At 60.0% G+C, this 13,884-nt stretch carries 10 protein-coding genes; 5 read left to right on the top strand and 5 right to left on the bottom strand.

The annotated features are described in order from the left end of the window. Window positions 1-4: 4 nt before the first annotated feature. Window positions 5-1,081 (top strand): glycosyltransferase family 4 protein, encoded by a 1,077-nt coding sequence (locus L1073_RS06625; protein WP_246897799.1) that lies wholly within the window; start codon window positions 5-7, stop codon window positions 1,079-1,081. A 255-nt stretch (window positions 1,082-1,336) separates the two neighbouring features. After that, the gene (locus tag L1073_RS06620; RefSeq protein ID WP_246897797.1) at window positions 1,337-2,911 is read left to right on the top strand and encodes a sulfatase-like hydrolase/transferase; all 1,575 of its coding nucleotides are present in this window, start codon (window positions 1,337-1,339) and stop codon (window positions 2,909-2,911) included. On the opposite strand, the gene waaF is transcribed toward L1073_RS06620, so the two are convergent. Next, a complete protein-coding gene (gene waaF, locus L1073_RS06615; protein ID WP_246897796.1) occupies window positions 2,904-3,935 on the bottom strand; it encodes a lipopolysaccharide heptosyltransferase II in 1,032 nt (343 codons plus the stop codon). The genes L1073_RS06620 and waaF overlap by 8 nt on opposite strands. Beyond that, window positions 3,928-4,884 (bottom strand): ADP-glyceromanno-heptose 6-epimerase, encoded by a 957-nt coding sequence (gene rfaD / locus L1073_RS06610; protein WP_246897794.1) that lies wholly within the window; start codon window positions 4,882-4,884, stop codon window positions 3,928-3,930. Before rfaD ends, waaF begins: the two co-directional genes overlap by 8 nt. A 127-nt stretch (window positions 4,885-5,011) precedes the next feature. On the opposite strand from rfaD, the gene glyQ reads away from it, so the two are divergent. The 3 genes from glyQ to gmhB all read left to right on the top strand — a co-directional run bounded on the left by glyQ (window position 5,012) and on the right by gmhB (window position 8,943). After that, window positions 5,012-5,968 (top strand): glycine--tRNA ligase subunit alpha, encoded by a 957-nt coding sequence (glyQ, locus tag L1073_RS06605; RefSeq protein WP_246897792.1) that lies wholly within the window; start codon window positions 5,012-5,014, stop codon window positions 5,966-5,968. A 2-nt stretch (window positions 5,969-5,970) separates the two neighbouring features. Then, a complete protein-coding gene (gene glyS / locus L1073_RS06600) occupies window positions 5,971-8,037 on the top strand; it encodes a glycine--tRNA ligase subunit beta (protein WP_246897791.1) in 2,067 nt (688 codons plus the stop codon). Window positions 8,038-8,394: 357 nt separating this feature from the next. Then, window positions 8,395-8,943, top strand: coding sequence for a D-glycero-beta-D-manno-heptose 1,7-bisphosphate 7-phosphatase (gene gmhB / locus L1073_RS06595; RefSeq protein WP_246897789.1), 549 nt, complete (start codon window positions 8,395-8,397; stop codon window positions 8,941-8,943). 174 nt (window positions 8,944-9,117) lie between these two features. On the opposite strand, the gene gyrB is transcribed toward gmhB, so the two are convergent. The 3 genes from gyrB to dnaN form a co-directional block, all read right to left on the bottom strand. Then, window positions 9,118-11,535 (bottom strand): DNA topoisomerase (ATP-hydrolyzing) subunit B, encoded by a 2,418-nt coding sequence (gene gyrB, locus L1073_RS06590; RefSeq protein ID WP_246897787.1) that lies wholly within the window; start codon window positions 11,533-11,535, stop codon window positions 9,118-9,120. A 19-nt stretch (window positions 11,536-11,554) separates the two neighbouring features. Next, on the bottom strand, window positions 11,555-12,640 hold the full coding sequence (gene recF / locus L1073_RS06585; protein WP_246897785.1) for a DNA replication/repair protein RecF: 1,086 nt from the start codon (window positions 12,638-12,640) through the stop codon (window positions 11,555-11,557). Between the two features lie 100 nt (window positions 12,641-12,740). Beyond that, entirely contained in the window at window positions 12,741-13,844 is a 1,104-nt protein-coding gene (gene dnaN / locus L1073_RS06580) for a DNA polymerase III subunit beta (RefSeq protein WP_246897783.1), read from the bottom strand. Window positions 13,845-13,884: the final 40 nt, after the last annotated feature.

The following is a 13,884-nucleotide window of genomic DNA, read 5'->3' as shown; positions in this document are numbered from 1 at the left end:
GCGCATGGGAGACCGTTCGTTGCATGTTCGACACGTCAATCTGGCCCGTGGCTTTCGTGGCGGCGAGCGCCAGACGCTGCTACTGATAGAGGCGCTAGCACGTCTGGCAACACATCAGGGTGGTATCGAGCAAAGCCTAGTATGCCGTCGTGACTCCCCGATGCGCGACGCGCTGGGCAACCTCGACATCGAACTCATCGATGCAGACCACGCTCTCGCCGGGCATTGTCATCGCTCGAGGGCGACCCTCACTCATGCCCACGAAGCCAAGGCCATACACTGGGCATGGGTTGAGAAAAAGCTGCGTGGTACGCCCTATATTCTCACCCGCCGCGTTCCTCAGCCGATCAAATCCAAACACTTCAATCGGATGACCTATCGCGGCGCCGCAATGTCAGTGGCCATCTCATCGATCATCGAAGACCATCTTCGCGAACGTAACTGGTGCCCAGTGACCAAAATTCCCAGCGTTTTATCAGGCCAGCCAAGTGACCCGGTCAAGGTCGCAGCGCTGCGCAAACGCTTTGCCGGCCGCACCGTGATCGGCCATATTGGGGCGCTGGTGGATCGCCACAAAGGACAGCGAGTACTGCTAGATGCGGCGCGTCAACTACGTACGACACATCCACACGTCTGTTTTCTTCTATTGGGCGAAGGCGAGGATGGCGAGGCGCTAAAAGAAGAGAGCGCGGATCTGGATAACGTCATCTGGGAAGGCTTTCATCCAAATGTCGGCGACTACCTTGAGGTCATGACGCTGTTCGCCTTTCCCTCACGCAATGAAGGCCTTGGCTCAACGCTACTCGATGCCATGGATCACAGCGTGCCCATCGTAGCCAGCGATGTCGACGGCATCCCTGATCTGATCGAGAACGATGTCAGTGGTATGCTGGTACCCGTTGGCGATGCTGGCGCGCTGGCGGACACTTTGAAAGCATTGCTTGAAGATCCCGCACGCCAGAAGCGGTTGGCCATCAGCGCCAGTCAACGCCTATCGGCGTTTACTCCAGACGCCATGGCCAGCGCCTATCTCGCACTGTATCAACGTCTCGTCGACGCGTGTCAGTCAGCCGATATGTAGGCGACGAAATAATTTTTCAGCCGTAATATAGCGTTGATGTACGCCCCAGCCACGATGCTGCGCAAGCTGGATCTTCAAGGGTGGCCTGCTCCAGGGAATGGATGGCATAACGGTCGCACTGACCACGGCGTTTCATGCCTACATGAAGTACGCCAAACTCAACGAGCTCTACGAACTCAAACAACTGCCGCAACGATGAGTCAGATCGGCGTCTTCGCTGTCATACTCTAGTCATAAAGACAAGGACGCGTTCTTATGATGAAGCTGTCACCCACCACCCTCCGCTGGAGCGTGCTTACCTACCTCGGCTTATGCCTGGGGTATCTCTTCACCACGCTGACCATCATCAGTCACTGGTTTTTGTTTCCCGTCGCAGCGGTGTGGGTCGCTATCGCCTGGTATTTTCGCTGGGGCCATCCTGCGCAGCGCACCAGCACGCGACGCATCTTGCCTTGGTCGTCGATTCCGTTGGCCCTTTGGTGGATCTACCTGTACCTGGACGATAGCTTCGGCAAGGTAGACTTGGGCGCGGTGATCTTCCATTTGCAGGCGGGAATGACCGAGCATGGCGGCGAAGGCCGCGTCTTCGCCGCGGTGATATTCACCCTGTGCGCCATCGTCATGCTCATGGCCTTCACCTGGCTGGTGCGCGCCGACCACCGATGGCGGCTGTGGGAGCGTGTCGGTGCAATCTTTCTGCTGGCTTTCAATCCGCTGCTGTTCGGCCTCTCGCAACGCGGCGCCGCAGTGGTCACCGAGGGAGATTGGTTGCGCGATCACTACCGTGTACCCAGCATTGAAAGCGAGCCGCAAACACGCCCCAACCTCATCTACCTCTATCTGGAGAGCACCGAGCGGACCTACGCCGACCGCGACACGTTCGGCGACGCCTATGAGGATCTCGCCGCGCTCGGCAAGCGCGGCACCGTCTTCGAGGGACTCAAGCAGCTCGACAATACCGGCTGGACGACCGCCGGCATGGTCGCTACTCAATGTGGCGTGCCGCTGATCCCCGCCGGGTTGAAACATGACAATCAGTTCGAACCGCTCGACGAGGTGCTTCCGCATACTCAGTGCCTCGGCGACCTGCTCGATGCCAATGGCTACGATCTCACCTACATGGGCGGCGCAAGCACACGTTTCGCCGGCAAGAAGGTATTCTACGAGGGACACGGCTTCGATCGCGCGTTGGGCCGCGACGAGCTGGAGGATCAAGTCACGCCACCGGATTACCTCAACGGCTGGGGCCTTTACGACGACACCCTGCTCGACATGGTCACCCAGCGTATCCGCAAGCTCGCCGAGAATGACGATCGCCAGCCCTATGCCATGTTCGCCCTGACCCTGGCGACCCACCCGCCGTTCGGCAACCCGGCTCAAGCATGCCTGGAGCATCAGGGCGAGTTCGACGGCGTCGATATCCTCTATTCGGTGAAATGCACAGGCTGGCTGGTGCGCCGCTTCCTGCAGCGCCTCGACCAGGAAGGCCTGCTCGACAATACCTTGGTGGTCATCTCCAGCGACCACCTGAGCATGAAGAACTCGGAGTGGCCACAGCTGGTCGATGCCGAGCGCGAAAACACCTTCATGATGCTGGGTGATGGGGTCCCCGCCGGCAAGCGTATCCAGCGCATGGGGTCGATGGTCGATGTCTATCCGACGGTACTCGAAGCCATGGGGTTTACACTAGACACACGCGCCGCCGGATTAGGACGTTCGCTATTCGCCAAGGACCCCACGCTGGTCGAAGAATACGGCTTGGAGACCATCAACGACCACATGGCGGAGGAAGACGCACTGCAAACCTACATGTGGGAAGGGGTCAACTGAGCGCAGTGTGCCGAATCGACGCCAACAACCGCGCCGGTTCGAGCTGGCGCAGGCAGTTGGTATGCCCCAACGGGCAGTCGCGCGCGAAACACGGCGAACATGACAGATACAGATCGTGAATCTCGACATTCTCGGTCAACGGTGGCGTGTAGGCCGGCGAGGACGAGCCGTAGATGGCCTGCACCCGCGTGCCCACCGCCGCTGCCACGTGCATCAGCCCCGAGTCATTGGTGACCACTTGCTGGCAATCGGCGAGCAAATCCACCACCTCGGTTAACTTGGTACGTCCGCACAGGTTATGCACGCCGTCCAGCTTTTGGCTGATCGTCTCACCGGCGTCGGCATCCTTGGGGCCACCCAACACCCGCACCTCGAAGCCCTCGGCCACCAGACGTTCCGCCAGGGTACGGAAATGCGCCAGCGGCCACTGCTTCGCCGGCCCGTATTCGGCGCCCGGCATCATCCCAATGGCGGGACGTTCAGAAAGCCCCAGCGTCTCGCGCAAGCGGCGTTGTTCGTCGGCATTTACCTCGAGGCGCGGCGCAGGAATCGCAAAATCCCCGGTTTGCGCCTCATCCTCGGGAAGGCCCAGCGAGACGAAGCGCTTCACGGTTTGATCCAGCACGCTCTTGTCGAGCTGACGGCGCGCGTTGAGCACCACGTAACGCTGCTCGCCATGGAACCCAAAACGCTCGGGAATGCGGGCCAGGAACGGGACCAGCGCCGCTTTCCAGGAACGCGGCAATACGATCGCCTTATCGAAGCGGCCCTTGAGCGTACGCGCCACCTTGCGCCGGGTGGTCCAGCCGAATTCCCCGTGCTTGACGTCCAGCGCGACGGTCTCGTCGACCTCGGGCATGCGCGCCAGGATCGGCAACGACCACCCCGGTGCCAGTACGCTGAGGTAGGCATCCGGATAGCGTGCCTTGAGCGTCATGAACAGGCTCTGCGCCATGACCATGTCGCCGACCCAGGAAGGGCCGACGACGAGCAGGCGTGGGGCGGTAGCGATGTCGTCAGCCATTCAACCAATCCAGGTAGGCATTGACGCCCTCGCGAACCGTCTTGAATTCTGCCGCATAGCCTGCCTCACGCAGGCGCGAGATATCTGCGCGGGTGTAGCTCTGATAGCGCCCCTTGAGCTCCTCGGGAAAGGCAATGTAGTCGATCTTGCCGGTCTGGTAATAATCGATCACCGTCTCGGCAATGGCCTTGAACGGCTCGGCTCGACCAGTGCCCAGATTGAAGATACCCGACACCTCGGGATTGTCGAGGCACCACAGATTGACATCCACTACATCGCCAACATAGATGAAATCACGGCTTTGCATGCCAGCTTCATAGCCTTCCCAGGCGCCGAACAGCTTGGGGTTCTCGCCACGTTTCACCTGGTTATGATGGTGATAGGCGACGCTGGCCATCTTGCCCTTGTGCTGCTCGCGCGGACCATAGACGTTGAAGTAGCGGAAGCCCACGACCTGGGCGTCGAACTCCTCCCAGTGGACGCGCACGTACTGGTCGAACAGCAGCTTGGAGTAGCCGTAGACGTTGAGCGGCTTCTCGTGCTCCGGCGCCTCCACGAACACTTCGCTGCCGCCGTAGGTCGCCGCCGACGACGCGTACAGAAAGGGAATCCGCTTGTGCTGACAGAAGTGCAGCAGCGCCTTGGAATACTCGAAGTTGTTCTCGAGCATGAACTTGCCGTCCCACTCAGTGGTATCCGAGCAGGCCCCTTCATGGAAGATGGCCTCGATCGGCGGCAAGGCGCTCGGCTCGCCACGCAGTTCGGCCTTCACTCGCGCGAGGAAATCATCCTTGTCGAGATAATCGCCCAGCGTACAGTCGGCGAGATTGACGAACTTGGTGCCATCGGAGAGGTCGTCGACCACGAGCACATCCTCGTGGCCACGTGCATTGAGAGCCTTCACTAGATTGGCGCCGATGAATCCGGCACCGCCCGTCACTACGATCATGTCGTCGATTCCTTCAAGTCGCGCACCCACGCGGAACGCGTGCTTTTCGTCATGGTGCCTATAACCGATTAACCGCTAATTGTATACTTGGCGGCTCGTGAATTCATGGGCCAACGGTACTTCACCAATGACACAGTCGACGCCAGACGTGAAAACCTTCCAGGGCCTGATCCTTGCCCTGCAACAGTACTGGGCCGAACAGGGCTGCGTAATCATGCAACCCCTGGATATGGAAGTCGGAGCTGGCACCTTTCATCCCGCGACCTTCCTGCGCTCCATCGGCCCCGAGACCTGGAATGCTGCCTACGTGCAGCCATCGCGCCGTCCCACCGACGGACGCTACGGCGAGAACCCCAATCGCCTGCAGCACTACTATCAGTTTCAGGTAGTGATGAAACCCTCTCCCCTGGAGCTACAGGCGCTTTACCTGGGCTCGCTCGAGCGTCTCGGCATCGATCCGCAGGTCCACGACATTCGCTTCGTCGAAGACAACTGGGAGTCGCCTACCCTAGGCGCCTGGGGGCTCGGCTGGGAAGTCTGGCTCAACGGCATGGAGGTGACCCAGTTCACCTACTTCCAGCAGGCCGGCGGTATCGAATGTTATCCGGTCACCGGCGAGCTGACCTACGGCCTGGAACGCATCGCCATGTATCTGCAGGATGTCGACAGCGTCTACGATCTAGTATGGACCTACGCCCCCGACGGCTCCTCCGTCACCTACGGCGATGTCTACCTGCAGAACGAACGCGAACAGTCGGCTTACAATTTTGAACACGCCGATGTCGATTATCTGTTCTCCGCCTTCGACCACAACGAAGGTGAATGCCAGAAGCTGCTCGGCGCAGGGCTGCCTCTGCCCGCCTACGAGCACGTACTCAAGGCATCGCATACCTTCAACCTGCTCGACGCCCGGCATGCCATCTCGGTTACCGAGCGTCAGCGCTACATCCTGCGTGTGCGCACCATGGCCCGTGACGTCGCCCACGCCTACTTCGAATCGCGCAAGGCAGCCGGGTTCCCCATGGCCTCCGAGGCCATCCGCCAGGAACTGCTGAGCCGAGAAAGCAACGAGGGAGACGCGTAAGAATGGCATCCAATACCCTACTGGTCGAACTCGGCGTCGAGGAGCTTCCGCCAGGCGCCATCGAATCCCTCGCCAATGCCCTGCGCGACGGCATCGCCAATGGCCTCGCCGAGGCCGAGGTTCCCTTCGAAGTGGCGCGTGCCTACGCCACGCCCCGTCGTCTGGCGGTCAGCATCGAGGCGCTTGGCGATAAGCAGCCGGATCGTGAAATAGAACGCCGCGGCCCGGCCCTGGCCGCCGCCTTCAAGGACGGCGAGCCCACCAAGGCCGCAGAAGGCTTCGCGCGCTCCTGCGGCGTCGAGGTCGCGGACCTGATCCATCTGGAAACCGACAAGGGCACCTGGCTCGGCTATCGCTATCAGGAATCGGGCGAAGCCACCACGGACCTGTTGCCGGCCATTCTCAAGCGTGCCGTCAACGCCCTGCCGGTGCCCAAGAACATGCGCTGGGGCGCCTCAAGGCTCGAATTTTCACGCCCCGTGCACTGGCTGGTCATGCTCTACGGCCAGGATGTGGTACCTGCCGAAGTGCTCGGCCTCCAGGCCGGCCGCACCACCCGTGGGCATCGCTTCCATGCTCCGCAGGCCATCGAACTGGCGCACGCCGACGACTACCTGGACGTGCTGGAAAACGCCTTCGTGCTGGCCGATAACGACCGCCGGCGTGAGCGCATCCGCGAGCAGGTACTTGCCGAGGCCGAGGTCAACGACGCCACGGCGGTGATCGACGACGATCTCCTCGATGAAGTCAACGGCCTGGTCGAATGGCCGGTGGCCCTGACCGGCAGCTTCGACGAACGCTTCCTTGAGGTACCCGCCGAGTGCTTGATCTCGTCAATGAAAGCCAATCAGAAGTACTTCCACCTGCTCGACGCCGAAGACCGGCTCAAGCCGGCTTTCATCACCGTCTCCAATATCGAGAGCCGCGAACCGCAGCAGGTCATCGAGGGCAATGAGAAAGTGATCCGCCCGCGCCTGGCAGATGCCGCTTTCTTCTACGATACCGACCGCAAACAGACATTGGCCTCACGGCGCGATGCACTGGATAACGTCGTTTTCCAGAAGTCGCTGGGTACGCTGGGTGACAAGGCGCGGCGCATGGAGACCATTGGCGCGTTCATTGCCGGCCAGATCGGTGGCGACGTCGACCATGCCAAGCGTGCCGCACAGCTCGCCAAGTGCGATCTGGTCACCGAGATGGTGCTGGAGTTCCCCGAGCTTCAGGGCATCATGGGCACCTACTATGCTCGCCAGGACGGTGAACCGGAAGAGGTCGCGCAAGCACTTCACGAGCAATACCTGCCGCGCTTCGCTAGCGACGATGTACCCAAGACGCAGACCGGCTTGGCCCTGGCATTAGCTGATCGCCTGGATACACTGACCGGCATCTTCGGTATCGGCCAGCGCCCCACGGGAACCAAAGACCCCTTCGCTCTGCGCCGCGCCGCTATCGGCGTTCTCAACATTCTGATCAAGGGTAAGCTCGATCTCGACTTGCGCAAGCTGCTCGAACTCGCCGCCGCTCAGCATGGCGAGCTACCCAAGGCGGATGGCCTGGTCGATGACGTGCTCGATTACATGCTCGACCGCTTCCGCGCTTGGACTCAAGACGAAGGCATCGCCGTCGAGGTCTATCTGGCAGTGCGCTCTCGCCCGGTCACGCGGCCGCTCGATTTCGCGCGCCGGGTTCGAGCCGTGCATGCCTTCAGTCAGCGGGAAGAAGCCGCAGCACTGGCGGCGGCCAACAAGCGTGTCTCGAACATCCTCGCCAAGCAGCAGCACGACGGCTCGACCACCGTGGATGCCTCTCTGCTGCAAGCCGAAGCCGAGACGACGCTGAGCGAAGCGCTCGAACAGTGCCACAAGGCGGTACGCCCGCTGCTGGATGCTGCTCGTTACAGCGAGGCACTGGATGTGCTGGCACGCCTGCGAGGCCCCGTCGACGCGTTCTTCGACGATGTCATGGTCATGGCCGAAGACGATGCCGTGCGCCGCAATCGCCTTGCCCTGCTGGCCAGCCTCCAGGCCCTGTTCCTGGAAGTCGCGGATATCGCCCAGCTGCAGCAATAACCATGTATGCGGTAGTAGATATGCGTTAGTGAAAAGGGTGGCCTGGTTCGGGCCACCCTTTTTTGTTTCACGTGGAACATCATGTCTACCGATACTTCGCCTTCCTCACTAGACGAGCCTTCCTCTGAGCAACAGCTAAAATGTTTCACGTGAAACACAACGCCCAGACTCGGCGCCAAGGATTCTCTTCCCTCTTCCCTCTTCCCTCGTAGCCCGTAGCCCGTAGCCCGTAGCCCGTAGCCCGTAGCCCGTAGCCCGTAGCCCAAGGATTGTTCCACGTGAAACATGGCTTGCTTTTGCAGCCAGCGTGCTTAGCCGTGATAATTGGCATCAGTTTTCCTGCTAGCCGAGACCCCATTGACTCAACTCGTCATCCTCGACCGCGACGGCGTCATCAATGAAGATTCCGATGACTACATAAAATCGCTCGATGAATTTCGTCCCTACCCTCAAGCCATCGAGGCCATTGCACGTCTGTCGCAAGCCGGCTGGACAGTGGCGGTAGCCACCAATCAATCGGGTATCGCACGTGGTTATTTCGATGTAGCCACCCTCGAGGCGATGCATGCCAAGATGCAAGAGCTGGTGAGCGCTGTCGGCGGAAGAATTGCTTATATAGCCTATTGCCCGCATGGGCCGGACGATGGTTGCTCCTGCCGCAAGCCACTGCCAGGTCTGCTAGAAAATATTCGTGACGAACTGGGGTTGGATACGCTTGAGGGGAGCTGGATGGTGGGCGATAGCCTGCGCGACTTACAAGCCGGCGACGCTGCAGGATGTCAAAGCGCGCTGGTACGTACGGGCAAGGGGCGGCGCACCCTGGAGAAGCATCCCGAACTGATCATCGATAGCAAGGTCCGACTGTTCGACGATCTAGCCGACTTCGCCAACTGGTTGCTTGAGTAGTGGGAAACCCTGGCACCAGTACCAGTGACAGAGTCCCAGAACACCGCACCTACGGCCTATCCATCGCGGAAAAGCGACCCAACGAAAAAACCGCCCCAGGCAAATGCCATGGGGCGGTTTTCTTCCAGCTTCCAGGCGCAAAGCGCCGCTCTTCCGACTCCCGGCGAAGCCGGGTCAGATATCCAGATTGGCGACTAGCGCATTGCGCTCGATGAAGTCACGACGTGGCTCGACCTCGTCACCCATCAAGGTGTTGAACATCATGTCGGAGGCCACGGCATCCTCGATGGAAACGCGCAGCATCCGGCGGGAGTTGGGATCCATGGTGGTCTCCCATAGCTGCTCGGGGTTCATCTCGCCCAGGCCCTTGTAGCGCTGTACGCTGAGTCCACGCTGTGCCTCGCTCATCAGCCATTCCAGCGCCTCGTAGAAGGTCTCCACCGAACGCTGACGCTCACCGCGGGCCACGTAGGACCCTTCTTCGAGCAGCCCATCCAGCGTCTCGCCCAATGTCGTCATGGCGCGGTAATCGGCGCTGCGGAAGAAATCGACGCCCCACACGTAGTCGGTCGTCACCCCATGCGCCGTCAGTGCTACACAGGGTAGATAAACGCCGCGTTCGGTGTCTTCTTGGAGATGGAAGGTATAGCGCGGGCCACCCTCGTAGGCGATGAGATCATCCATTTCGCGTTGCAGATGGTCAATCCAATGCTGCATGGTCTCACGATCTTTGAGGCTATCGCTCTCGAGCCTTGCGGTGTGCACGATCTTGCGCAGTACGAGATTGGGATAGACCCGCGACAGACGATCAATGCGCCGCATGACATCGCGATATTCGTTGACCAGCGCCTCGAGATGCTCGTTAGCGATACCCGGCGCATCGGCATTGACGTAGAGGCGTGCGCCATCCAGTGCTGTGGAGGTCAGGTAATCCGTCAGCGCCTGCTCATCCTTGAGATAGGTTTCCTGTTTGCCACGCTTGATCTTGTAAAGCGGTGGCTGGGCAATGAACACGTTGCCACGTTCGATCAGCTCCGGCATTTGCCGGAAGAAGAACGTCAACAACAGCGTACGGATGTGCGAACCGTCGACGTCGGCATCCGTCATGATGATGATCGAGTGGTAGCGCAGCTTGTCGGGATTGAATTCCTCACGCCCGATGCCACACCCCAATGCCGTGATCAGCGTGCCCACTTCCGCCGAAGACAACATCTTGTCGAAGCGTGCTTTCTCGACGTTCAGGATCTTGCCCTTGAGCGGCAGGATCGCCTGGGTGCGACGATCACGGCCTTGCTTGGCACTGCCACCCGCCGAATCACCCTCGACCAGATAAAGCTCCGACAGGCTAGGGTCTTTCTCCTGACAGTCGGCCAGCTTGCCCGGTAGCCCGGCAATATCCAGCGCACCCTTACGGCGCGTCATGTCGCGCGCTTTACGCGCGGCCTCGCGAGCACGCGCCGCATCGAGCATCTTGTTGACGATAGCCTTGGCTTCGTTGGGCTGCTCCACCAGATAGTCGCCCAGCTGACGCCCCATCTCCTGCTCGACCGCCGTCTTGACCTCGGACGACACCAGCTTTTCCTTGGTCTGCGACGAGAACTTGGGATCGGGCACCTTGACCGATACGATCGCCGTCAAGCCTTCCCGTGCATCGTCACCGGCAGTATTTACCTTGGCCTTTTTCAATAGCCCTTCGGTTTCGATGTAATGATTGAGCGTACGCGTCAAGGCTGCCCGAAAGCCGGCCAGGTGCGTGCCGCCATCGTTCTGGGGAATGTTGTTGGTGTAGCAGAAGATATTCTCGGAGAAGGTATCGTTCCACTGCATCGCCACTTCGACGCCGATACCATCTTCGCGTTGCGTTTCGAAATGGAAAACGGGGTTCAACGTCGCCTTGTTGGTATTCAAGTGATCGACGAAAGCCCGCAGTCCACCTTCATAGTGAAACAGCTCTTCCGCGCCCGAGCGCTCATCGAGCAAGCGGATCGCAACGCCGGAGTTGAGAAACGACAGCTCACGCAAGCGCTTGGCCAGAATATCGTAGTGAAACTCGATATTGGCGAAGGTTTCGGTCGACGGTTTGAAGTTGACTTGAGTACCGCTCTGTTCGGTCTTTCCCACCACCTCAAGGGGCGCATCGGGCACACCGTGATGATAGATCTGTTCATACACCTGACCGGCGCGCCACACCGTGAGCTTGAGCTCTTCGGAAAGCGCATTGACGACGGAAATGCCAACGCCGTGAAGACCGCCCGAGACCTTATAGGAATTGTCATCGAACTTGCCGCCGGCATGCAGTACCGTCATGATGACTTCTGCTGCCGAGACATTTTCCTCCGAATGGAGATCGGTCGGAATGCCACGCCCATTGTCACTGACGGTGACAGACTCATCGGGGTGGATCACCACACGAATCTCGCTGCAGTGTCCCGCGAGCGCTTCGTCGATGGAGTTATCCACCAGTTCGAAGACCATATGATGCAGGCCCGTGCCGTCATCGGTATCGCCGATGTACATGCCGGGGCGCTTGCGTACCGCATCCAGGCCCTTGAGGACCTTGATGCTCGATGAGTCGTAAGCTTGTTCGCTCATTGCCTACTCCGTCGTGAAGTCATTCCGTGAGCAGCCGCCCGTGTTCCACGTGAAACATCGCGACATCCGTTTCCGACTGCCATGCATTCGCGAGCGCATCGCGCTCGACTCCGGTGATAAAGACCTGGCAGTGCAAGCGCGCCAGCCAATGACAAAAGATCCGCCGATGCGAAACATCAAGCTCGGCAGCCAAGTCATCGATCAGGTAAACGCAGGTACGCCCTGTCAGTTCCTCCAGCAAGCGCCCCTGGGCCAGTTTCAGCGCACTCACTACCAATTTTTGCTGCCCGCGCGACAGCTCTTCCACGGCAGCGCGCTTGCCAATGCGCAAGCGCAAGTCGGCACGTTGCGGCCCCTGCTGGGTAAAGCCCATTTGCCGATCCGTATCTCGACCGTTTTCGAGCACGTCCAGCAACCCACGCTGTTTATCCCATCCGCGATAATAGCGAAGAGACAAACCGGAAAGCGGCAACAACTCGTGCAATGTCGCTTCGAATGCCTTGGCGAATTGCGCCATGTAGTCGCTGCGCAAGAGGTCGAGTTGTTCGCTCCAATGCGCCAACTCTTGCTCCCAGACACGCATCGATCGCAGGTCGATTCTATCATGTCTGAGCAGGGCATTCCGATGTTTCAGGGCGCGCCGCACCCGCCGCCATGCCTCGAAGAACTCATGTTTCACGTGAAACACACCCCAGTCCAGAAACTCACGACGGGCCGCAGGCGCACCTTCCAACAGGCGGAATGCATCAGGGTTGATCAACTGCAGGGGGAGCGTTTCCGCCAAGCGCGCCACCCGTATACCGCGCTCACCATCGAGGCGAATTTCCAGCTCGGCAGCATCGCGTGCCCGACGAACACCCAACGACACCGGCGGATCACCCGCCAGACGACCGTGCAAGGTGACGGCATCGGCGTCGTGGGTAATCGCATGCTTGAGCTTCTGGGTGCGGAACGAGCGCGCCATCCCCAACATGTGCACGCCTTCCAGCAAACTGGTCTTGCCGCTGCCATTGGCACCGGTCACCAGATTGATCCCCGGCGCGGGACGCATATCGAGTGCTTCCAGATTACGCAGGCCTAGGAAATTGAGACGTTCGATGGGCATAAGGGGATCGGAGGCAGCATGCCGTCTCGGTAGCGGTTAGCAATGTCGGCGTGGCTGACCGCGCCCGAGACGAACATGAGTGAAAAAGCAGCGCAGGCGCTCAGAGGCGCATCGGCATGACCACGTACATGGCATCGCCACCACCCGGTTCTTCCAGCAATGCGCTGCTGTTGGGATCGGAAAGCGTCATTTGCACGCGGTCGGCATCGAGCACGCCGAGCACATCCACGAGATAGCCGACATTGAAGCCCACTTCCAAGGTGTCGCCCTCATACTCGACAGACACGTTTTCCTCGGCTTCTTCCTGCTCGGGGTTGTTGGCCGTCACACGCAGGTTATGCTCTTCGAGATTGAGTCGAACCCCACGGTATTTCTCGTTGGAGAGAATCGCGGTACGCGACAGCACTTGGCGCAACTCGCCACGCTCGGCGATGACGACCTTATCGCCGCCCCGCGGGACCACACGCTCATAATCGGGGAACTTGCCGTCCACCAGCTTGGAGGTAAAGGTGAAATCCCCGGTCTGTGCGCGCAGATGGGTACCGCCGATGGTGAGTTCCACCAGCTCATCGCTGCCATCCAACAAGCGCGCCAATTCGAGAATCCCCTTGCGCGGCACGATGAGCTTCTGTGCCGGCTCGACGTCGACCTCGGCGCTACGTGCGCACACCGCTAGGCGATGGCCGTCGGTGGCCACCGTACGCACCAGGTGATGGCCGAATTCGAGCAGCATGCCATTCAGGTAGTAACGCACATCCTGCTGCGCCATGGCGAACGAGGTCGCGTCGATCAAGTGCTTGAGCGTGCCACGCGTCAAGGTCAAGGTCGTATCGCTTTGACTTCCCTCGATATTCGGGAATTCCGCCACCGGCAACGTCGATAAGGTGAAGCGTGAACGCCCAGCACGTAGCACCGCACGCCCCTCTTCGAGCGTAAAGGTGATATCGGTCCGCTCGGGCAGCGACTTACAAATATCCATTAGCTTGCGCGCCGGCACTGTCGCTGAGCCTGGCTCATCGACGTGATGCGGGGCCGTGCGGCCGATCAGCTCGACTTCGAGATCCGTACCGGTCAGTGCCAGTTGCGTGTCGCGTACCTCGAGCAGCACGTTGGACAGCACCGGCAGGGTCTGGCGACGCTCGACGACGCCGGCGACCAGCGACAGTGGACGCAAAAGGTCTTCGCGGGTGATGGTAAATCTCATGGGCTCCACTCTCGTCCTGGGGTCCAAGGGAATATTCTGG

The organism is Chromohalobacter nigrandesensis, from assembly GCF_023061285.1.
GTDB classification, from domain to species: domain Bacteria; phylum Pseudomonadota; class Gammaproteobacteria; order Pseudomonadales; family Halomonadaceae; genus Chromohalobacter; species Chromohalobacter nigrandesensis.
This window is presented reverse-complemented; position numbering and strand designations above follow the sequence as displayed.

Excerpts from the sequence above, each read along its gene's own strand:
- L1073_RS06625 (WP_246897799.1), top strand. The coding sequence starts at position 5 with ATGGGAGACCGTTCGTTGCATGTTCGACACGTCAATCTGGCCCGTGGC.
- L1073_RS06620 (WP_246897797.1), top strand. The coding sequence starts at position 1,337 with ATGATGAAGCTGTCACCCACCACCCTCCGCTGGAGCGTGCTTACCTAC.
- waaF (WP_246897796.1), bottom strand. The coding sequence starts at position 3,935 with ATGGCTGACGACATCGCTACCGCCCCACGCCTGCTCGTCGTCGGCCCT.
- rfaD (WP_246897794.1), bottom strand. The coding sequence starts at position 4,884 with ATGATCGTAGTGACGGGCGGTGCCGGATTCATCGGCGCCAATCTAGTG.
- glyQ (WP_246897792.1), top strand. The coding sequence starts at position 5,012 with ATGACACAGTCGACGCCAGACGTGAAAACCTTCCAGGGCCTGATCCTT.
- glyS (WP_246897791.1), top strand. The coding sequence starts at position 5,971 with ATGGCATCCAATACCCTACTGGTCGAACTCGGCGTCGAGGAGCTTCCG.
- gyrB (WP_246897787.1), bottom strand. The coding sequence starts at position 11,535 with ATGAGCGAACAAGCTTACGACTCATCGAGCATCAAGGTCCTCAAGGGC.
- recF (WP_246897785.1), bottom strand. The coding sequence starts at position 12,640 with ATGCCCATCGAACGTCTCAATTTCCTAGGCCTGCGTAATCTGGAAGCA.
- dnaN (WP_246897783.1), bottom strand. The coding sequence starts at position 13,844 with ATGAGATTTACCATCACCCGCGAAGACCTTTTGCGTCCACTGTCGCTG.